This is a genomic window from Candidatus Melainabacteria bacterium, from assembly GCA_003963305.1.
Taxonomy (GTDB): domain Bacteria; phylum Cyanobacteriota; class Vampirovibrionia; order Obscuribacterales; family Obscuribacteraceae; genus PALSA-1081.
The window spans coordinates 67,408-87,867 of sequence record RXJR01000010.1; the positions used below are offsets into that span (position 1 = coordinate 67,408).

The 20,460-nt window shown below is 55.5% G+C and carries 18 protein-coding genes; 8 read left to right on the top strand and 10 right to left on the bottom strand.

What is annotated here, in order from left to right:
* Positions 1–5 precede the first annotated feature (5 nt).
* From EKK48_12750 to EKK48_12770, 5 genes are all read left to right on the top strand, one after another.
* A complete protein-coding gene (locus EKK48_12750) occupies positions 6–1,454 on the top strand; it encodes a TldD/PmbA family protein (protein RTL41920.1) in 1,449 nt (482 codons plus the stop codon).
* 44 nt (positions 1,455–1,498) lie between these two features.
* On the top strand, positions 1,499–2,890 hold the full coding sequence (locus EKK48_12755) for a TldD/PmbA family protein (GenBank protein ID RTL41782.1): 1,392 nt from the start codon (positions 1,499–1,501) through the stop codon (positions 2,888–2,890).
* A gap of 600 nt (positions 2,891–3,490) precedes the next feature.
* Positions 3,491–4,381 carry a hypothetical protein gene (locus EKK48_12760; GenBank protein RTL41783.1) on the top strand — a complete coding sequence of 297 codons (891 nt, stop codon included), beginning with the start codon at positions 3,491–3,493 and terminating at the stop codon, positions 4,379–4,381.
* Positions 4,382–4,494: 113 nt separating this feature from the next.
* Positions 4,495–5,517 (top strand): hypothetical protein, encoded by a 1,023-nt coding sequence (locus tag EKK48_12765; protein ID RTL41784.1) that lies wholly within the window; start codon positions 4,495–4,497, stop codon positions 5,515–5,517.
* A gap of 76 nt (positions 5,518–5,593) precedes the next feature.
* A complete protein-coding gene (locus EKK48_12770) occupies positions 5,594–6,544 on the top strand; it encodes a hypothetical protein (protein RTL41785.1) in 951 nt (316 codons plus the stop codon).
* A gap of 144 nt (positions 6,545–6,688) precedes the next feature.
* Here the strand turns inward: EKK48_12770 and EKK48_12775 are convergent, their stop codons facing one another.
* Positions 6,689–8,905, bottom strand: a complete 2,217-nt coding sequence (locus tag EKK48_12775; GenBank protein RTL41786.1) for a methyltransferase domain-containing protein — start codon at positions 8,903–8,905, stop codon at positions 6,689–6,691.
* A gap of 154 nt (positions 8,906–9,059) precedes the next feature.
* On the opposite strand from EKK48_12775, the gene EKK48_12780 reads away from it, so the two are divergent.
* Entirely contained in the window at positions 9,060–9,467 is a 408-nt protein-coding gene (locus EKK48_12780) for a hypothetical protein (protein ID RTL41787.1), read from the top strand.
* A gap of 1 nt (position 9,468) precedes the next feature.
* Positions 9,469–11,445, top strand: coding sequence for a serine/threonine protein kinase (locus EKK48_12785; GenBank protein ID RTL41788.1), 1,977 nt, complete (start codon positions 9,469–9,471; stop codon positions 11,443–11,445).
* Positions 11,446–11,493: 48 nt separating this feature from the next.
* Here the strand turns inward: EKK48_12785 and EKK48_12790 are convergent, their stop codons facing one another.
* Complete coding sequence (locus EKK48_12790; protein ID RTL41789.1) at positions 11,494–12,525, bottom strand: hypothetical protein; 1,032 nt, start codon at positions 12,523–12,525, stop codon at positions 11,494–11,496.
* A 357-nt stretch (positions 12,526–12,882) separates the two neighbouring features.
* On the opposite strand from EKK48_12790, the gene EKK48_12795 reads away from it, so the two are divergent.
* Positions 12,883–14,463 (top strand): hypothetical protein, encoded by a 1,581-nt coding sequence (locus EKK48_12795; protein RTL41790.1) that lies wholly within the window; start codon positions 12,883–12,885, stop codon positions 14,461–14,463.
* Here the strand turns inward: EKK48_12795 and EKK48_12800 are convergent.
* The 8 genes from EKK48_12800 to truD form a co-directional block, all read right to left on the bottom strand.
* A complete protein-coding gene (locus EKK48_12800) occupies positions 14,460–14,999 on the bottom strand; it encodes a GNAT family N-acetyltransferase (GenBank protein RTL41791.1) in 540 nt (179 codons plus the stop codon). The two genes, EKK48_12795 and EKK48_12800, sit on opposite strands and share 4 nt — an antisense overlap.
* Positions 15,000–15,045: 46 nt before the next feature.
* Entirely contained in the window at positions 15,046–15,612 is a 567-nt protein-coding gene (locus tag EKK48_12805; protein ID RTL41792.1) for a hypothetical protein, read from the bottom strand.
* A gap of 27 nt (positions 15,613–15,639) precedes the next feature.
* On the bottom strand, positions 15,640–16,191 hold the full coding sequence (locus tag EKK48_12810) for a hypothetical protein (protein ID RTL41793.1): 552 nt from the start codon (positions 16,189–16,191) through the stop codon (positions 15,640–15,642).
* Between the two features lie 184 nt (positions 16,192–16,375).
* On the bottom strand, positions 16,376–17,446 hold the full coding sequence (locus EKK48_12815) for a hypothetical protein (GenBank protein ID RTL41794.1): 1,071 nt from the start codon (positions 17,444–17,446) through the stop codon (positions 16,376–16,378).
* A 223-nt stretch (positions 17,447–17,669) separates the two neighbouring features.
* On the bottom strand, positions 17,670–18,089 hold the full coding sequence (locus EKK48_12820; protein ID RTL41795.1) for a hypothetical protein: 420 nt from the start codon (positions 18,087–18,089) through the stop codon (positions 17,670–17,672).
* Positions 18,090–18,273: 184 nt separating this feature from the next.
* A complete protein-coding gene (locus EKK48_12825; protein RTL41796.1) occupies positions 18,274–18,486 on the bottom strand; it encodes a hypothetical protein in 213 nt (70 codons plus the stop codon).
* Between the two features lie 95 nt (positions 18,487–18,581).
* Positions 18,582–18,884: a hypothetical protein gene (locus EKK48_12830; GenBank protein RTL41797.1), complete on the bottom strand. Its 303-nt coding sequence runs from the start codon at positions 18,882–18,884 to the stop codon at positions 18,582–18,584.
* Positions 18,885–19,034: 150 nt separating this feature from the next.
* Entirely contained in the window at positions 19,035–20,399 is a 1,365-nt protein-coding gene (gene truD / locus EKK48_12835) for a tRNA pseudouridine(13) synthase TruD (protein ID RTL41798.1), read from the bottom strand.
* Between the last annotated feature and the right edge of the window lie 61 nt (positions 20,400–20,460).

Consider the following 20,460-nt stretch of genomic DNA (forward strand, 5'->3'; position numbering starts at 1 on the left):
CCGCCATGCTGGAAATAGCCAAACAAGCGGTCGACACCGCCACCGCATCTGGTGCATCTTACGCTGATGCGCGGGTAATCGAACGAGAATCGCAGAACATCCAGACCAAAGGCATGAACGTCTCAGGGCTGAACCTGGGCAACAGCTACGGGCTGGGCATCCGTGTGCTCTGCAATGGCGGCTGGGGTTTCGCGGCCACGCAAGATTTGACCCGGGAAGGCATCGACAAAGCGGCTCGCAAAGCCGTGGAAATAGCCAGAGCATCAGCTCGATGCATGGAGAAGCCGATAGAGCTGGCACCTGAGCCGGCACACAAAGCCGTCTGGAAATCGCCTTGCAAAATCGATCCCTTCACCGTAAGCATTGAAGATAAGCTGGCTGTGCTCTTCAAAACAGCTGAGACGATGCTGGCCGTGAAAGGGGTGACTCTAGCGCAGACAGACATGACTTTCATCAAAGAGCACAAGCTCTTTGTCAGCAGTGAAGGTGCCGAAATCGATCAGACTTTCATTCGCTCTTCCTGCGGCTTGACAGCCAATGCTACCGACGATCACGACCGCCAGAAACGCTCCTATCCAAATTCTTTCGGTGGGCAGCATGAAAACGCCGGCTGGGAGATGGTCGGGCGATGGGATCTGCCGGGCAATGCCCAGAGAATAGCCGAAGAATCAGTGCAGCTGCTGAAAGCACCTCAGTGCCCGCACGGTGTCGGCACAGTGATCATCGGTGCCTCGCAGCTCGGTCTGCAAATTCACGAGTCGTGCGGTCACCCCAGCGAGCTTGACCGGGCCCTGGGGCAGGAAATCAACTTCGCCGGTGCCAGCTTCCTCACGCCTGACTTGCTCGGTCATCTCAAATACGGCTCACCAATCGTCAACCTGGTCGCCGATGCCACCGCCACCGGTGCACTGGGAGGCTTTGCCTACGACGATGAGGGCGTCGAGGCGCAGTGCGTGCCTCTCGTCAAAGACGGCATGTTCGTCGGTTATTTATCATCACGCGATACCGCCAATCTGATTGGCATCAAGAGATCAGGCGGCGCCATGCGAGCCGAATCCTGGCACCATCAGCCGATCATCCGCATGACCAATATCTCGCTTCGACCAGGCACGGCAGGCAGCCTGGCCGACCTGATCGCCAACACTTCAGACGGCATCTATTTCGATACGAATAAGTCCTGGTCGATAGATGATCGACGTTACAACTTCCAGTTCAGCACTGAAGCCGGTTACAAAATCAAAAACGGCAAAATCGTCGGGCTCTTGAAAAACGCCAGTTACGGCGGCATTACAACTGAATTCTGGAACTCCTGCGATGCCATTTGCAGTCAAGATTACGTCGACTGGGGCGTACCAAACTGTGGCAAAGGTCAGCCCAGCCAGACAATGTGGACCGGTCATGGAGCGGCACCGGCCCGATTCAGAAATGTTCAATATGGTATCGCCCATAGTTAGTCACCCGGAGCAAAGTTTGAGAGGCGACCCAGAGTGAAAAGCCAATTGCCAGTACCAGACTTGAAAGGCAGCAAATCGTGATCAGTGAATCAGAAAGCAAACGTCTCATAGACCTGGCTCTCGCCCATGCAGGCAAGCGAGTTGACGGCGTGGAAGTGACGGTGACAGGGTCGAACTTCGCAACCAGTCGTTTCGCCAATAACAACATGACTCAAAACCAAGCTCCCGAGAGAGTGTCGGTTTCCGTGCGAGTAATATCAGGCAAGCGTCAGATCAGACTGAGCAGCGATGACATCTCGCAGAGCGGTATCGAACACCTGGTCGACAACGCCATCAAGGCAGTGGCACTTTTGCCGGAAGATCCAACTGTTCTGCCACTGCCCGCCCTGGCATTAACAGAGCCTCTTGCACGCGACGTCGACTTCAATCGCTACGACAGAGAGACGGGCGAAATGAGCGCCGACCAGCGATCTGATTCAGTCAACTCGATGATCGAAGCGGCAAAAAAGCACAACCTGAGCTGCGCAGGCACATATGGCGCGGGCGGCGATTCTATTGCCATAGGCAATTCTAACGGCATGTTTCACTACCACAACGAGTCTGCATGCGAATGCTCGGTGACGGCGGTGGCTGCAAATTCCTCGGGTTGGGCGAAAGTGCACAATCCCAAATCGATTCATGTCGATGCTCGAGCCCTGGCTGAGTCTGCGGCAAAAAACGCCATTTTAAGCGCCGATCCAAAAGACGTACCGCCGGGCAAATACACTGTCATTTTGCCACCGTCTGCAGTGGTAGACCTGCTTGGTTTTCTCTGGGGCGATTTCAGCGCTACCAGTCATATCGACAAGCTCTCCAGCCTGCTTGGCAAAGTCGGGCAAAAAGTGTTCGGAGAGAACATCAACATCAAAGATGATGTCTTTCACCCCATGCAAGCCGGAGCACGCTTTGACGGCGAGGGATTGCCTCGCACAGTCGTCACTCTGGTCGACAAGGGCGTCGTCAAAAACCTCGTCTACGGGCGCAAAAGCGCAGCCAAAATGAACGCTAAACCGACCGGTCATGGTGTGAGCGAGCCGAGCCCTGAAGGCGAATTTCCAGTCAACCTGGTTATGGAAGGCGGCACTGCTTCAATCGATGAGATGGTCAAATCCACCGACCGAGGCATTCTACTCTCGCGTGTCTGGTATGTGCGCTTGGTCGACCCGACCACGATCTTGCTGACCGGCATGACCCGAGACGGCACTTTTCTTATCGAAAACGGCAAAATCAGCTATGGCATCAAGAACCTGCGCTTTAACGTCAGCGTCATCGACATGCTGAACAACGTTCTTACCCTGGGTCCATCAGTGCGAGCCGCTGGCGAAGACAGTTTCCCTGCTGTAGTGCCGGCTTTGAAAGTGGCCAATTTCAACTTCAGCTCGACAACAAAATTCTGAGACAGCACTCAGAAAAGTCGCAGTCACCACCACATCTAGTGGCGCCCGAAGGGTGTCAAACCGCAGTCAACCGCGCTAATTACTGCGGAGATTTTTGTTGCGGATAATTGCAAAACAATGGTCGTTCGCAAAGCTTCGCGAGCGCGCACTACCAAAACCATCTAGATCTTGAATCATAAAGACTAAGGTTATAGCCAAATAATTACTTCAGAAATCAGGAGCTTGTTCTGTCGTTGACTTTATTTCTATAGAAAACATAAAGTCCAGTCACCCGTTCTCTTTCTTCTCGACTCGACAAACCAGCCAGGTCACAAAGCGTACCCACCTTTCTCGGCACAAACATCGCAATCACAGCGGTGTCATCAAAGCCGACCTGCAGTAGTCGACTGGAATGCGAACTCAGTTTTTCCGACTTGCTTTTAGATTCACCAACTCCAACGACCTCAAACACGCGAGGTTACTTGTCGCACCTTACTCTCAGCAGCAGCCCGGTTCTGCCGTGTTGCTCAAGTTCTGTACGCGTGACGCGATCGCTATCGCCTCACTATTGCCCCTGCGACTTGTGCCAGCGTGCCAGCCACAGGGGAGTCCTCTAACGCAATGGAGTTCACCATGACTCAGTCCCATTCCCCGACTGTCTCGACTTTGCCCGCAACCGACATCGAGCTCGTTCTCGCTGCCGGCGGCATCAAGGGTTTCGAACATATCGGCGTCCTCAAGGCGCTGCGTGAAGCCAACATCCCCACCGGCAAGGTGACCGGTGTGTCCGTCGGCTCGATCATCGCCACCTTCTACACCAACGGCTACACGCCCGAGCAGATCCGCGAGATCTTCTTCGAGGGTCTCAACGGTCGCAACTCGCTGACCACGCTGCTCAGCTGCATGCGCACCATCCCTGACCCGATCACCTTCGCCATCGGCGGCTTGCTCGACTTGAGCGGTGCCGTGCGCGACATGGTCGAGCGCTACAACCTGAAGCCCAACCACAACCTGCGCATCGTCGCCTGTGACCTGATGCGTCACCAGCCCGTGGTCTTCGAAGGGGTCGACTACGACCTGGCCCACGCCATCGCCTCTTCGTGCTCGCTGCCGGGCGTCTTCCGCCCGCAGTGGCATCACGACGCCAACGGCGTTCAGTTGCTCGGCGACGGCGCGCTGTATCACTACAGCCCGCCCGAGTTCTGCAGCGGTCCGGCGATCTTCAGCATCTTCCGCCAGGCCACCGACCTGCCTTCGCAGTTCGCCAACTGGATGGACTTCTACTTCTCGGTGCGCGAGATCTACTTCCCGCTCGCCGGCAACCACCGCTACGTCGACCCGAACCGCCACCTCGTCATCGAGAGCGGTCTGGCCGATGTCGCCGGTCTCAACTTCGGCATCTCCGCCGCCAAGTGCGACGAGATGATCGAAGACGGTCTCACCGCCGGTCGCACGGCGCTGGCCAGGGCTCGCGCCGAAGGTCGCTTCACTCATCCGGGTGCGGCGGCTTGACGGCGGCAACGTAGCGGGAGCAGCGAATCGCTGCTCCCGTTGCACTTCTGTCATCTATCCACTGAACCGCGCACCGCCCCGCATCAGATGCGGTGGCTCACAGGGAGGTTTGTATGAGCATCAACACAAGCGCCTCCGACCTGGGGCGTGAGCTGTACCGAGCCGTCTGGCAGTTGGTCAACCAGACATTTTTCGACACAGCTCGACTGGCGCACTGGGGCTCGCTCGAGCACCAGTACGACAACGAGATCGTCGACGAAGAGAGCGCTCTGCGCTGCATCGACGCGATGCTGCTGACACTGAACGACGACTTCACCTGGGCAGAGCGCGTCAACAAGCCCGCTCCCGCCTGCGCAGAGGCGTCTGCCACGCAAGCCGCCACAGACGCGCCCGACTCCACCGGAAGCGCCGTTCCTGCGGCAGAGCCCGAGCCCGTCATGGCGGTTCTGCGCCCCGATGGCATCGGCTACATCCGCATCCTCACCCTGGATCACCCCGGCATCCTCGACTTGATCGAAGCTGGAGCGCAGAAAATCGCCGCCTGCAAGGGTGTCGTTCTCGACCTGCGCAACAACGTCGGCGGAGACGTGCAGACGACCGCAGCCGCTTGCGGCTCTTTCCTCAAGGACGGGCTTGTGACGACGATGGAGATGCGCCACGCCGACGGTGGCATCGAGCGCACTGAGTACGCCCTCTCTGATGACGAATTCTTCGCCAACGAGTATGTGCCGGGCCTTCCGCCCACAAGCAAACGCTACTTGCGTTCGGCTCCGGTGCTGGCAGACAAGCCCATCGTCGTCTTGATCAACAAGCGCACGATGAGCGCCGCTGAGCTGATGACTGCCGCCATCGTGCAGAACGGCACAGCAGGCAAGGTGCTCATGGTCGGCAATGGCGCCACTCCCGGCAAGGGCATCGGACAGACGAACTACCTGTTCATGGAGGGCAAGTACCGCGTGCGTGTCACTCGCGTGCGCTGGTTCGCTCCAGGCGGTGACTGGCTCGGCGACTGCGGTCAAACCGTCCGCAACCCGATCGAGCCGGATGTGCTGGTGCCCGAAGACCGCGGCATCGAAGGCGTGCAAGTGGCGTTCAAGGAGCTTCGCAAGATGCTCGACGCGGCTGAAGCAGCCTGAGTTTCGAAGTTTCGAACGCTGACTGGCGTTCGCTTAACCCGTTCACGCCTGCGTGAGCGCGACCCAAAGGACGATTATGACGTCATCGAAAGCGGGAGATTCCGTTGCTGCATCTCGGCGCAAGCGCCGGGTCAAGGCGACGGAGTCGACCGAAGTTGTTCTGGGCGGCGGCGCCTACCGTGGTTTCAGCCACTGTGGGCTGCTTAAGGCAATCGAAGAGCTCAAGATCAACACCGGCATGATTACCGGTGTTTCGATTGGCTCACTGATTGCCACGCTCTACACCAACGGCTATTCGCCCGAGCAGATCGAGGAGATCTTCGCCTCCGAGCTGACCGAGGTTCCGACCCCGAGCCTGGTTCGCTCGCTTCTGATTCCAGCGCCTGTCGGTCGTCTCTTCGGCGGCACCACAGGCGGTGGACTGATCGATTTGCCGGCCCTGTTCTCCCACCTGATCGAGAAGTACGACCTCAAGCCGCAGCCCAACCTGCGCATCGTGGCGTACAACCTGTTCAAGCGCGAGCCCGTCGTTTTCGAAGGAACCGACTATGACCTGCTCACTGCGGTCAGTGCTTCTTGCGCTGTGCCGCTGTTGATGCGCCCGGTCTGGTTCGGTCAGCCCAACATCATCAACAAGCTCACCACCGTCGCCGCTAGCTGGCTTGGGCTCTCCGAAGAGGGGGTTCTGGTCGACGGCGGCGTGCACCACCCCTGCCCTGGCGACTTCTGCAAGGGCACGGCGATCATCGGCAAGCTCGGCTTCGCGACGGCTTTGCCGCGGCGCTGGCTCTCGTCGACCGACCTCATCTTCCATGCCCTGGAGATGGTGGCGGCTCCTGTCCTGGGTTGGTACTTCAACGACCCGAAGGACCACATCGTCATCGACATCGGTCTGCCCGACGTCGCCTGCATGAGCTTCGGACTGCCGCGCAGCAAGTGCCGGCAGATGGTCACACATGCCTACGAAGTTTCCCTGGAGGCGTTGCACAGTGCCATCGAATCTGGTGCAGTCAAGACGAAGCGCTGACCCGGTAGATGGTGAACCTGCGCTCGCTCAGGCGGGTTCACCATCTTCCGAGCTGAGATTGGATGGGGCGCTTTGCTCCATCCAACTCTCCGCTTTTTCTTTTTCCCCGCACCTGCTACAAGGCGTAGTAAACAGCCTTTACGACTACGACTTAGTCTCTTTGCCCTTCGCCATCTGCCCAAAAGCAAAGGAACAGAGATAGAAGAGCGCAGAAATAATGAGCAGGCTGCGAATGCCTGTATAACTGGCCGTGTACTCGGTCAATCCACCAACAACTGAACCGAGCATGTTGAAAGCCAGCCCGATGCTGGGCGCTTCCTCGTCTTTGAAAGCGCTTGAGAAAATCATGCCAGCGAAAAATACTGGTATCGCAGACAGTAGCGCCGCAATCGAACCACCTACCCACATGCCCATCGAATTGAAAGTCTGGATAGGCACCACATAAAGCACCGTCAGGGTGCCCAGTAGCCCAGCGTACATAGCCGCATTCGACAACAGCTTCGGCCTTTGCATAATGAGAATGTTAGAAAAGATAATCGCGGTGAGAACCGCAAAGATACAAATCGAGTTAACGATCCAGGTGGTACCAAAAACCAGGGAGAGCCTGTCAATGATGCCCAGTTCGAGCAGCATGAATGCAGCCCCCAGGAAAAAGAGCTTCCAGCGACTGGCCGTTGAATTGGTTCGAATGCTCTGACCACAGGCAAACCAGGCAAGCAGCAAAATCAGCGCCATAATCGTCAAATAGAACGGGTCAAAGCTGATCGGGCTTAAATACAAAAACGGCCAGTCATCAGTGGAGGTGCGAATACCTTCCGTCGAGATATCCGAATAATCTTTGAAGCCCTGTGTACCTAGGGCAGCCAGCACCGCTCTTGTCGCTGCCGTGGGTGGAGTGTAAAGGTGCCAGATGGCACCATCGGCTTTCTTGAAAGGTAACGGCTTCTCGGGCGACGCCTCTCTCAGATTGGCAATCAAACGCTTGGAGAGAAAGTCGACCGGAGCACAGTAAGTAATGCAGTACAGCCCGCCCGGAGCCACATGAGCGATTGCATCCCTCATGCCGTCGACCGTGTAGACATAATCATCCAGCCGCACAGAAAGAGAGTTACCGGCCACCGCATGCGAGTCGAGAAACCCCGTTATGACGAGATCGTATTTGTCGTGATTCTGTCTCAAGAAGGCACGGGCATCGTTTATGTAAACGGTAACCTTCGGCGAATCGTAAGGATGCTCGGGATGAAGACGCTTACCCAACTCGACCATCATTGGGTCGATTTCGACCGCGTCAACGTGCTCGGCGCCGAGCTTCAAGGCAGACGCCACGTCGTTGCCGGTGCCACTACCCATGATGAGCACACGCTTGGCTTTGACGAAACTGTAAGGGATTTCGTACTGGTCGAAGCGAAAATCTTCCAGCTTTTTCCGTTCAGCCGGGGTCTGAGATTGAAGAAACTGATCGGACAAATTCAAGGGCTGTTGAAAGAAAGCCTTGTTAACAGCGATCTGATATCCAATCGATTGTCCGGTATCGCCAAGCTTGAGAGGAGCCACCTCGACCCGATGGTACGGCGACCAGAGAATTTCACACTTGGATGTGGCGTCATTCATGTCACCCAGAGACTTCTTCACGGGCACCACTACTGCCACCACAATCGCCGCCGCCAGCAAAGCGATACCAATTTTGTTCTTGCGCATGGGGTAAAACGCCGCCACACAGCCAACCGCAAGCCACACAGGAGGCGGAGTGCACAAAAATGAGAGCACCGAAAAGGCGGCAATGCCAAGCACCGAGCCAAACAAGTTGTACAAATAAGACTTGAGCGGTGCAGTCTTATCAAAGAGACTGCCGAGTTTCTGCCCCAGCCCTGCCATCGTGGTCGCCACCAGAATGATGATGGAAAACAAGGCCACGAGTGACAGAGCAGTGTAGAGCATCGGCTGCTCCACCATCTCCTTGGGCGGGTGGGTCCAGTCCCACCAGTTGGCGAACAGACCGCCGCCGACTCGCATCGAAGGCATCATAATGTCAGTCAAGCCCGTCCAGTTGCTGGTTGTAAGCAAAACCACAAGTACAAGCAAGCAAAGTGGAAAAGCTTTGAAGAGCTTACCGGAGCTCGACTCTTTCATGTAACCGAAGCCGAGCCCGATGTAACTGGCAATCAACGGAAAGTTCTTAAAAATCGAGAAAGCACGAACTTCAGACGATAACCACCGAATGATCACCAGTTCAAGAAACAGCGAGACGGCGCTGAACCAGAACAGATCGATGATCACATTTTTGTCGTTCTGCTTTTCTGAATTCATGTATTTTCTTTCTCTTCCGTAGCCAAGGTGCGACACCATAAAGCGCGTTGGCACACGCCTTTCCAATTCTACACGTCGAGCCAGTCAAGCTGTTAGCCCGGCTGTCTCGAGTCGCTCTTGACCAGGTCGACCGATCGAGCCGCGTCGCCTACAGCCCTGAACAGGGTAAGATCTGACGAGAGAAGAGACAGTTTGGAGAGGACAAAGTTTGAAAGCACTTTTTGCTCTTATTTTTGCAGTGCTCATCACCATGACTACGCAAATACCCGTGATCGCAGACAGTCAGATTTTTGACAAGCCTCTCTTCCTCATGGTTTTCGACGAAACATGCCATGCCTGGTGCAATAAAGTCAGACCGATCGTCAAAGAACTGAACGATCAGTACGGTACTCAGATTGATTTTGCAGAACTGGACATCACCACCTCAGTGCTTAACGAGAGCAAAAAACAAGCCAAACAGCTGGGAGTACTTCCTCTCTTGCCTGATTTTGGTGACCAGATTCCGTGTTGCGCTGTCTGCGCAAAAAAAAGGACCAATATTCTCAAAGAACTGGCCGGACCGAAAACGAAACAAGAGTACGAAGCACTTGTGAAACTTGCCCTGGGCAATAAATAGCATGAGCGAAGAGAACACTTTCACGCCAACAGTCAAGGTAACCGCTCCCGAATCGGACATCAACTTACAGCATGTGCAAAGGTGTCAAAGAGCCTCACTGATTCTGCTTGCAATGGTCTGTCTGATTGGGTTGACGGAAGCGCTTGGCTGGGCGCTGGGCATTGATTGGATCAAGAGACCTATCGCCAATGAAAGCGCCACTCCCTCTGGTGCGGCCATTCTTTTCGCGCTCAGCGCCTCAACTATGATTCTGCTCAGCACAGGCAAACCAGGGGCTCTGAGGAAATGGCTTTCAACAGCCCTGGGCATATTCATAGGCATTGCCAGTGGTGCCACATGGCTGGAGCATTTACTCGAGCAAGACTGGAGCCTGATTCATCCGCTCTATACGACCGAAGGCTGCACGCCGCTGACCTTTCCCGGTCCAATGATGCCTGACGTATCGGCCTATTTCGTCCTCGCCGCTATCGCGCTTATCCTCTTCAGCTGGCGTGACAAACTCGGGATCAAGCTAATGCAAGTGGTTTCATCCGTTATTCTCCTGCCGAACTTGCTCATCTTCCTCTGCTATTTCTGCGGCATGAAGCACCTCTGTGCCTATTTCGGATGCATAAAGTTCTCGCCTGTAACATCACTGACCTTCGCGATATTGAGCGTCGGCATGCTCCTTGCCAACCCCGAACAGGGATTGACAAACATCTTCGTGAGAGCGACAAGCGCCGGAAAAATCGCACGTCGACTCTGCCTTGTAGGGGTAATGCTCTCTGTGCTGATTCCGGTGCGAATGGTGATGATCACAGTCTGCGCCAGGTACAATCTGGCAGACGAGCCCATCATCAACCTTGTCACCGCCATAATCGGAGTGGTGGCGACAGCGGCTTTTATCGCCTGGTCGCTGCGCAAGTTCGATACGGTGGAAGCGCAAAAAAGACAGGCAGAAGCCGAGAAAAGCGAAGTGGTCAGCCAATTGGATTCGATCATCAATAAATCTTCTTCATCAAGGCGATTTAAACAAGTCTGCTTGCAGTGCGGCAGCGAATACGAAGACGACGTGACAGTCTGCATAAAAGACGGCGCGAAGCTATCCAAAGTTCTAGACAAACTGAAAGCAGGCGACATGTTCGCCGAACGTTACGAGATCAAGAAGACTCTGGGTGCTGGCGGAATGAGCACTGTTTATCTGGCCAACCACGTGCTCATGAACAAATTGATGGCAGTCAAATTGCTGCATGACCATCTGGCAACCGATATGAGCGCCGTGCAACGCTTTCAACGCGAAGCGCAGACGGTCACTCTACTCTCACATCCCAACATCCTCGCCGTGCACGACTTTGGCTTGTCACCAGATGGTCTGGCGTACCTGGTTATGGATTACCTGGATGGCGCCAGTCTGCAGGAGTACATCGCACTGAAGACGAGAGTGCAATGGCAAAAAGCATGCCAGTTCTTCCTGCAAGTCTGTTCGGGATTGCAACACGCGCACATCAAGGGCGTTGTGCACAGAGATTTAAAACCGGGCAACATCATGCTGACCCGAGACGAAAACAAAGCCTACGTACTCAAAATCGTTGATTTCGGTCTGGCAAAAATTTGTGGTGACGACTCCGCTCAACGCCTCACTCAAACCGGCGAAATCTTCGGCAGCCCGCTTTACATGAGCCCCGAGCAATGCCAGGGCGCCACACTTGATCACCGCAGCGACATTTATGCGCTCGGCATCATCATGTATGAAACGCTGACAGGTGAGCCACCATTTCGCGGCAAGAACATAGTCGAAACCTTCCACAAACAGATCATAGAACCGCCAGCACCGCTGTCAGCCGAGCTTGGCGTGCCTGAAAAACTGGCAAGTATCATTTATAAATGCCTGGCTAAAGACGCAGACGATCGTCCGCAATCCGCATCAGAAATTACCGAAGCTATCAATGAAGCGCTTAATCAAAACACAACTGCCAACTGGCGAGGACCGCTACAGTAGCCAGATGTGACGGACCACTTTGCCGGCGAGATTTGACCATAACAAAAATCAAAAGGTGCGCACATATCTAAGGCTGATGCCAACCGGCGCGATCAAACCGAGGTTGCGCTTGGGCGTAAAAGGAGCAGCAACAAGGCCCTTAGCCGTAATGTCAGGGGTATCAGGAACGGCGCTGACGCCGGGATTGATATATTTAGCAAACGCTATCGGCACATCGGCAATGAGCAGATTATTCTTGTAGGCATAAGTAAATCCAGGCGCGAAAGTCATAACATAACCAGGTTGACGATAACCGGAACTACCGCCTATCAAGTCGTGAGTTGGAATTCCCTGAAAGCCGTAAACCAACCGACTGCGCAAACCTTTCAACCTGGGCTTGTCCCAGGTACCGGGAACTTTCAGTGAAGCTCCCACCTGCACGTTGTACGAATCAGTGACAGAGTTAGTCAATCGGCTCAGATACTGCGGCGCCAGAGGCACCCCAAGTGAACTGACGATCGACGCCGTGCCGTTGGTATCACGGGGATTGCACAGATAGCTGGCTGAAGCGAAGACAGTTTGTCCCCGCAAAGGCAAGGGCTTTCGAAAAGTTCTGAAGGCCGTGCCACCAAAAATGATACCAGTACCACCGTCACCAGGCATGACCGACGGTGGATAAACCGCCCGATTCATAAACCCCTGACCATCAAGATTGGGAAGCACTCGCTGCACGTTCCAGTCACCACTGGGAATCTTGATACCGACACCGAGCGCTACATTGCTGAACGGATGGTCAATCGGTTTGAGCAACCATGACTGGGTGTAAACGGAGATATCGCCGATGCCTGTAGGACTCCAACCAAAGCGGCGATCGGGATCTGCCAGCGGGCCTGTGCCATTGGGAGGGAAGAGCTGCGAATATTTATTCATCACGATGGGCAAAGTGGTAAGCACGCTGACCCGGTTGTTCACTTTGTAGGCAGCGGTCGCATCGAGAATGCTCAGGCGCATCTCGGGTCCCCAGTTATGAGTAAAGTTATGATTGACGTGCGACTTGAAGTAAGAGCGGTCGGCATTCGACTGCCGCCACCCAACTGACAATTGCCACTTCCCACCACCAGTCGAGCCTAACCCGGGCACGATTCCACGTGCGGCCGGTCAGCCCTGCCCCCAGGCAGTTTTGATCGAAAGCAGTGCCGCAATCGATACGGAGATGGACAATTTGAAAATCTTAAGCGCTGATGGCGCCAATCTCAAACACTCCCAACATGGTACAGACGCCACAGTGATACCGCGTCTAGGATGACATGCAGTTTTGAAAAGGACAAATGCTTGACATGAACCGGCTCAAGCTTGGTCAAATAGCTACATCCGAGCTGATAAACTAGCCTGGACGGCAATGCAGCCTTCAACACGGATCCCGCCACAGCGACAGGTTGACCACTCTTGAAAAGCAGGATGAGGTTACAACCACAAGGTCGGGATAAATCCAAACTGGCTGTCTCGAACAGCATGTTCGCTCGTCTCATGGCGCCACTACTGGGAGTGGCAATCACACTGTCTGCCTGCCCCACCAATTCATCGGCCCAGGCTCAGCAAAACTCGCCCCAGACTTCATCCACCGACCAGGTGAAGACCGCTTCCGAAACCGACTCCCCCGCTTCTGACTCCAACGCTACCGGCTCAAAATCTGCCGACGCCAGGTCTCTTTCCTGGAACGCTCCGGCAGACCAGGACTCGCCGCCTGCCTCTACGGCACGCAAAGCCGTTTTCGAGCTCGATCGAAGCATCATCCTCGAATGCGCCGACCTGGCAAGATTCAGGCTACGCTTTCACATGCAGGCCAATCGCACCGGCTTCTGGCGTTCATGGATCTATCCAATCGAGCAGCAAACCGGTACCAGCCTCAGTTTTGCCAACACCTTGACCGATTTAAGTCAACGCGCCCGGGGCTTGCACGACCCTGACAAAATTTCCAGTACATCAGTCAAAGGCGGTCTGGCATGCGCAATCACAGGGCAGACGATCACAGCCACCAGCTCCTCAATCGAATTGCTCCACAACGGCTATGTCGCATGGCGTGCTGCGCAGAATGGCTTCTCTCCAGGTAAATCGGAGACTTTCGTACGGCATTCAATAGAAAAAATAGACAGACTCCTCGCTGAAAGAGAAGCCGTACTGTCCGCCAATCCTGAGCTACCGAATCTGAAATCGCTGCAATTACAAGGACGACTGCTCAAACATATCCGCAATCAACTGCTTTACTCATTTAAAAACTTCAGCGCTCGCTCGAGAGAACAAGCCTGGAGTGAAAACACCTTCTATGCCATCGACACAGCCCAGGCACTGCTGCAGTTCAGCGCCTCATGCATGTCGCTCAAGGGCTATACGGACCGCAAATATGTCGGTCTGGCAGCGGTCACCAATATAGTCGCCAACAGCATGGTGACAAGCAACCCGATCATACGCACGGCGGTGGGTCGATACATCGCACACCGTCAACTCAAGCATCTTGAGCGCGTATTCCCTCAGACAAAGCCACGCACGATGAAACAGCTGAAGGAAAAGTGGCAAGACTTCGCAGATGTCTTCCCCGAAGATCCAAGAATGGCATTCGATACAAGCGACGCCACAATACGCGAGTTGGCCTTCCTGTGCATGCAGTCACAGGTCGTCGATCAATCGTTGAAACGAGAAACTAACGAAATCAACCGGCTCCACCGCGTCGCTGACCAGCAAGCCATCGCCGGTCCAATCATCGGTCTTTTCTCCCTGGCGCGTTCTACCTGCTCTACTGTCTCTTATTTCCAGTATCCAGACGACCGCGTTCGAGCCAACCAGATCAGTTTTGCCGGGCGAATTTCACAGGCCTGCGGTCAGACTTATTCGCTCATTGCCACTCCCAGAGCCAAGATCAAATCGGTACTCTACCAGCGCAAACTGGCCAGAGAAGGAAAGTTGCCGTCACAAATAAACGCACAGAGTATGAAGCGCTGGGATGAAATAGAAACGGCCGTGAAAGCAGCCAAGCTGAATTAAGACGGCAACCTGATGCCCGATTGATTTTCGAACTGCGACCAGGCCACTTCATCTTCGTCAGACTGGATCAAAGGGCGGAAACCAAACTGCAAATACAAACAGATTGCCGCCAGGCGGGCTGTCGAAGTCGACAAACACCCTTTGCGATGTCCTACCAGGACAAGCTTCCGGCATACAGCTGAAAGAAGCGCCTTAGACAAGCCCCGCCCCTGGTGCTCCGGTACAATGGCCAGCCAATGCACCCTGCCGCTATGCAAGCCGCGGCGCTCGTCCCAGGCCGTAGCCGTGCCGACCGGCTCAGCATCACCGTCAAGCAGATAGTATTGGCGTTCGGAAAGCAAATTGAAATCACGCCCAAACTGATCGACAAAGACAAATGGCGTGAAAACATTATGCTGGTCAGATCGCTCATGAATACGCAGCCAGACCTGCTCGTAACCAGGCTCGAACAGCCGCATCGAATATGGTTGCGGCAGATCGAAAACGGGCGCCTGAAGCAAATCTTCGTGAACCATCCGCACCTGCAAATTTTCCATTCATTCCCCTCACGTTCGAAGAGCGCGTCTCCTCAAACACTCAGCTCTAGCCTGAATGAGCGCGCAAATAAGCCGCCAGAGACTCAGATCTGGAGAACAGTTCTTCTATAAAATCAGGAGTTCGTTCAGAGGGATAAGCAATCAAGTATTCGACGAATTCAATCATCGCTTCTATTTGCGCTCCAGTAAACTCATCCAGGCGCTCAGACTCATGCTCTTCCAGGAGCTGGGTAACTTTGAGAAACTCGCTTGAGAGCCCCGGTAGCATCGCATCTGGTGGCAGAAGGGAAAGACCGGGGGAGCCACCCGGCAAACCTGAGATAACTGCTTCCCAGACGTCGCCATCAGGCTTTTCCAGAGCTCGCATCATATAGGCTGGCAAGAAATATTGATAGCCCTGGTCTGTAAATATGGGCAATGACTGGGCAAATTTGTCGACGACTCGGCCGGGCACATCTTGCCAGGAAAACGGCTTGAATTCGACTTCCATAGCCAAACCTTCGCAGCTTTTGCTCTGACAGTCGCAAGCGATCTCACCAGCGGCCGGATGCGCAACATCTGCAAATGCCGCCTTGATCTTTTCTCTAACTCGATTCAGGGCGGGCGTGCTCAAATTCTCAGACACCGCCTGGAACAAGTCTTAGACCAGATTCAACTCTTTCATCATCGCCACATCTTCCGGTTTAGCCTTTGCCACCTGACCAGTCAAATGATCAGCGAGAGGGCAGACAATGTTGAAATTGCGACCGGGATACTTGTGGTGAAGGTAGTGATAACGAGCCAGGGTTTTATAGAGCGGATTGTTCGAGAGCCACGGCTTGGTCGGAACATGCATCTCTTCGTGAATAAGATTCCAACAGAGGTGATGCAAGATGATCATGCCCAGAAGGATGGAGCCGCCAAGCCGGTTGAACAACATCAATGTCAACCAGACAGGAGCGAAGACAACCAGGTTGAGCATTATCTCCAGGTGAAGATTGTGAAAACGCCCATGCTCATCGGGCTCGTGATTGAATTTCTTGTAGTAGACGCCGTGGTGAAGAACAGCGTGCGACTCATAGATCCACATCTGCTTCGGCATGAATCGCTGCGGCAATTCTTTTCGATGCATGAACCATCTGTGAATGGAATGCTCACCAAAAGAGATGATCACGTAGCTTATACAAATCCAGGCTAGAATCTCAAACCACATAGGGCTTCCATGCAATGTCGCGCGCAGAGGCCGCAACGTCTTGGTAACTGGGCGATCATATCTTGCACTTGTGCAATCTGTCTACATACTGATCGGGGCAAGTCCAACCAGATCACGGCTGGAAGCAGCACAGCACAGCGATTCAAAGTTTGCTCATCTTCCGTTGCAAAGCTGACTGTTCTCTTTACTTGATAGGAACAGGCACTTTCCTGCCATTGTGAGTACCCCTGAGTAACCGGGTTGCCAGTTGCAACTGCTTGTCAGAATTGCTGGCAGCGACTTTGATGGCAGGCTTGATTCCGACACCATGGATAGTGGCACCAGAAGGCAGCTTATAAGCCGCGGAAGTGATCTTGACACTGGTTTGATCGTCAAACTCCCAGACCCGCTGAATCACGCCTTTACCATAAGTTTTTGTGCCGATTATTTTCGCCCCGGCGCTATCACGCAAAGCTCCAGCCAACATCTCGGCTGCAGATTTTGTCTTTCCGTCCACTAAAACGAGCAGCGGTCTTGCTCTGGAGAGGTTCTGCTCACGACTGCGAATTTTTGTGGAACGCCCTTTCTTATCAAATAATTTTGTCTTGCCGACGCTGAGCCGCTCCTTAATAACGTTCTTGCCGTCGATGCCAGTCATAGAGGCGAACTTTCCCGTTCTCACAAACATGGAAAAGATACTGAATGCATCCTCGACAGAGCCGCCCTTGTTATCGCGCAAATCCATGACAATGGCACGGGCGCCATGCAATTGCTGCATGCCGTTGCGCATCTCTCCGACGCAGTTCTTAGAACAAAATGTCTTGAGACGAATGTAGCCCACATTCTTGCTCACGAATTTGTAATTGACGACGTTGGTTTCCAGGTCTTCCTGCTGGCGTTCGCTTGTGGCGGAAACGTCACGATAGTAGGTGTAAGGGTCGTTGAGCGATGCAAGCATGGCATCACAGGCTGCTCGCATCGCCTCAGACGAAGTTAATTGCTCGTCGAATCTATGCCGCCAGCGGCCCCAGTTGTGCAGACGATTACGATAGAGGAAGTGTCGTTGCACAAGCTGCCAGATCTGGTCGTAATGACGAATATACTTCGACTGCTGAACGTAATCGACGGCACCTGAATCGATCACAAAGGCGCCCGAGCGAGGTATCAAAACAACCGGCATGAAACCACCGAGACCGGCAGCAGCAGCGGAGATGGAGGGGGAGGCAAGCAGGAGCGATGAGAGCAGGAGAGAGAAAAACTTGTTTCTTTTTTTCATGCCTGGCCTGCGCAAAAGAACAGCGGTCTTGTTTCATATATGCCCAGCGCCTGATAATTTCAGACATAAAATCTGAACAAAAACTGCATGGACACTTGTTCTCGTAAAGGAAAAGCCCTTTTACACTATAATTTATAGTAATAAACGACAAAAAGCAAAGCGCCGAAGCGCCACCATTTCTGGTGGCACCCCGGCGTCATGCTTTGTTGTAGTAGTTCCCCGACTACGAAGCGATCAGCGCCATTCCAGCCTGGAGGACAGGCAAGAAGGAACGGAACAGATGCGTCTCGCAGCTGGGCACGACGTGGACGACACCGTCGACAGCTGGCGTGAACCAGGTGCGCCTGAGATGCACGAGCCAGACCTGGTCTTTCTTGTGACCGGCCGGGTTCTCGGCGCTCTCGAGCGAGAAGTCGACGGGAATGCGACGCCCATTGCTCTCCAGATGACCGTCGATACCACGGCGGTCTTCGTCGGAGCCGGGAGTGGTGGGCGTGAATGTCCAACCACAGCCACGGGATTCGAGATGAGTGACGACGCAAGCGGCAGCAGCGAGCTGACACTTGATGCCGTCGAGGTCTTTGAGATGAGCCGGCACTTCCTGCATCCACGCCAGGTAAAGTGCCGACCTCTTAGCAGTCATGTTCACGGTAATTCTCCCTTGTTCGCCCCTTTCGGCGAATGTCTAGTTAGAGATGAGAAAAACGAGAGAGTGCGACAAGAAAGCGGAGCCCCCGAAGGAGCCCCGCTTTCCGTCTGCACTGCAGGCTGAGAACAAGCGCCGTCAGAACACCTCAGTGTTCATGACCACGCTTGCCTGCCGCCCGTCAGGACGTGGCGTAGGCGTACGCCAGGTTCTCGTGCGTCACCGACGGGTCGGGCATGACGTCCCTGCGCTGCGAGCCGTCGTCGAAACGGTTCGTGTCCCAGCAGCCGAGCTGGCGGCCGGTACGGGCGAGGGCACTGGAGATGACGCCGAAGACGTTGCTCGATGCGGGCTGGGTCGCGCGACCCGTGCCCTGTTCCAGTTGCGTTTTCATTTGAATTCACCTTTCCGCTTTTCGCGAATTGAGAGTTGAAGACAGAACCGGTGCGCGCTTCGAGATGAGGCGCGCACCGGACGTGGTGCGGGTGACTAGCCGCAGTGGGCCGCGAGCAGCTTGCCGCCCGCGTACACCAGCGTGATGCCGTCCTCGCGGACGACGCCGTCGCGCACCGGCTTGACGCCCGTGCACGCGCAGATGTTGGTCGAGCCGCGCTCCTCCTCGAGGTCGCCCTCGACGTCGAGCAGCGCGAACGCGAACGCCTGGTCCGCCGAGCGGCGACGGGCGTTGACGCCGGTCGACTTGTCGTCGAAGCGGTGCTGACGCCAGGCCGTCTCGCCGCCGAAGCGAGCGCTGTTGCGGTTGGTCCGGTCACCCTTCACGAATTCCGCCATACTTGATTCTCCTGATTGGTTACGATGGGCGTTTTTCGACGCCCGGTCCGATGAAGCCTCAAGCTCGAACGCCGGCGAGTTGACCCCGCCTTGGTTCGAGCCTGAGGTAGTAACGGTCCGTTTCCGGACCTGTGCACGAAGCCCTTGCCGTCAGGCGCAGGCGCGCTCGTCAGCCGCCACCCGGGAGTTGCCCTCGAGGTCGAGGATGGTTCCCAGGAACGTGGTGGCATACGAGCCCGAACGCAGGCTGAAGGTCACGAACCACTGCTCATCCTCGTAGCGACCCTTGAGATCCTTGACGGGAATGAACAGCTGACGCCACGGTCCGCCGCCGTCACCGCGAGCGCTGAGGAAGAGCTCCCTGACGTCGCGGTCGATGCGGCTGGGGATCGCCTCCGGCAGGAACCTGCGGTAGAAGCGATTGGCCACCGGGTCGTCGATGTAGAGCGGGATGGACCGCCCCTTCGGCGTGAACTGCCCCGAGATGACCCGGGACAGCATCTGGTTGAAGTAGAAGGACTGGTACGCGCCCACCCAGAGGGAGAACTCGTCCTTCATCTGCGCCATGACCGCGCGGAAGCCGTCACGGTAGCCGACCGTGAGGATCTTCTCGACGATGTCGCACTCGATGGTCATGTTGCACTTCTTGCGCAGCGGCTCGAGACGGGAGCGCATCGAGTCGAACTCCATGTACTGCTGCTCGATGCTCTCTCCCTTCTCAGCGGCCTGCCGCTCCGCCTCGTTCCACAGCTCCAGCAGTTCGCCGCGCACCTGGGTGGCGAGCGGACCCTCGTTGGGAGACGTGTCGGTGAGGAAGAGCTTGATGGCGGGACCCGGACCTTGCTCGATCAACGTCTTGCCAACCGACAGGGTGTTCTGCCGGAGACCAAGCCGCTGATGCCCGTACGCGTTCGGGAAGCCGTAGTCATTCGCGTGGAGGTGCGCCAGCATGGGAGCCAGGTAGCCCTCGATCTGAGCCGCCGACATCCCCGGCAGAAGCACACGCAGGGTGAACTTGTTGCCGGAGAGGTCGCCCTTGCGCATCTTCTTGCCGCCGGGGAGCGGGTCCTTGATGAAGTAGTCGGCGCGTCCGTCGACGAGCTCGTGCGGCCGGCAGTTGGCCATGAGCTCGCTGTAGGAGACGCCCTCGATGTGGAACCGCTGAGCGGTCTTACCCCAGCGATCCTTCAGACCTCCGTAGGTGATCTGCTTGGGGTCGATGCCGAGCCGATTGGCGAGGTCGGCGCGGACGTGGAACGTGGTCATCTGCAGCTTCACGACCGTGACCGACCACGACCTGCCCGTCTTGGGGAAGTCGGTGTGCGGGGGCAGGTCGCTTGCCGTCGAGACCGTGCAGAGAAGGTTGAGCTTGGCCTGCTCCTCCTCCACCTGAAAGTCGGTCGGCTTGGCCTTGATCTGCGCACGGGGCGCAGTCGCGGCACAGACGTGTCCGAAGAAATCCGAGATGTTCTGCGGCAGGAAGTTCGCCGCAGTGAACGGGATTGACTTAGACATGGTGTTGTCCACCCTTCTGTAGAAGGCGCGGTCGCAACCGAGGCGGATTCCCCGGCTGCGC

Bases quoted from the DNA above. Each gene is read 5' to 3' on its own strand.
- EKK48_12750 (RTL41920.1), top strand. From the start codon at position 6: ATGCTGGAAATAGCCAAACAAGCGGTCGACACCGCCACCGCATCTGGT.
- EKK48_12770 (RTL41785.1), top strand. From the start codon at position 5,594: ATGACGTCATCGAAAGCGGGAGATTCCGTTGCTGCATCTCGGCGCAAG.
- EKK48_12830 (RTL41797.1), bottom strand. From the start codon at position 18,884: ATGGCGGAATTCGTGAAGGGTGACCGGACCAACCGCAACAGCGCTCGC.
- EKK48_12785 (RTL41788.1), top strand. From the start codon at position 9,469: ATGAGCGAAGAGAACACTTTCACGCCAACAGTCAAGGTAACCGCTCCC.
- truD (RTL41798.1), bottom strand. From the start codon at position 20,399: ATGTCTAAGTCAATCCCGTTCACTGCGGCGAACTTCCTGCCGCAGAAC.
- EKK48_12795 (RTL41790.1), top strand. From the start codon at position 12,883: ATGAGGTTACAACCACAAGGTCGGGATAAATCCAAACTGGCTGTCTCG.
- EKK48_12820 (RTL41795.1), bottom strand. From the start codon at position 18,089: ATGACTGCTAAGAGGTCGGCACTTTACCTGGCGTGGATGCAGGAAGTG.
- EKK48_12800 (RTL41791.1), bottom strand. From the start codon at position 14,999: ATGGAAAATTTGCAGGTGCGGATGGTTCACGAAGATTTGCTTCAGGCG.
- EKK48_12760 (RTL41783.1), top strand. From the start codon at position 3,491: ATGGAGTTCACCATGACTCAGTCCCATTCCCCGACTGTCTCGACTTTG.
- EKK48_12815 (RTL41794.1), bottom strand. From the start codon at position 17,446: ATGAAAAAAAGAAACAAGTTTTTCTCTCTCCTGCTCTCATCGCTCCTG.
- EKK48_12765 (RTL41784.1), top strand. From the start codon at position 4,495: ATGAGCATCAACACAAGCGCCTCCGACCTGGGGCGTGAGCTGTACCGA.
- EKK48_12810 (RTL41793.1), bottom strand. From the start codon at position 16,191: ATGTGGTTTGAGATTCTAGCCTGGATTTGTATAAGCTACGTGATCATC.
- EKK48_12825 (RTL41796.1), bottom strand. From the start codon at position 18,486: ATGAAAACGCAACTGGAACAGGGCACGGGTCGCGCGACCCAGCCCGCA.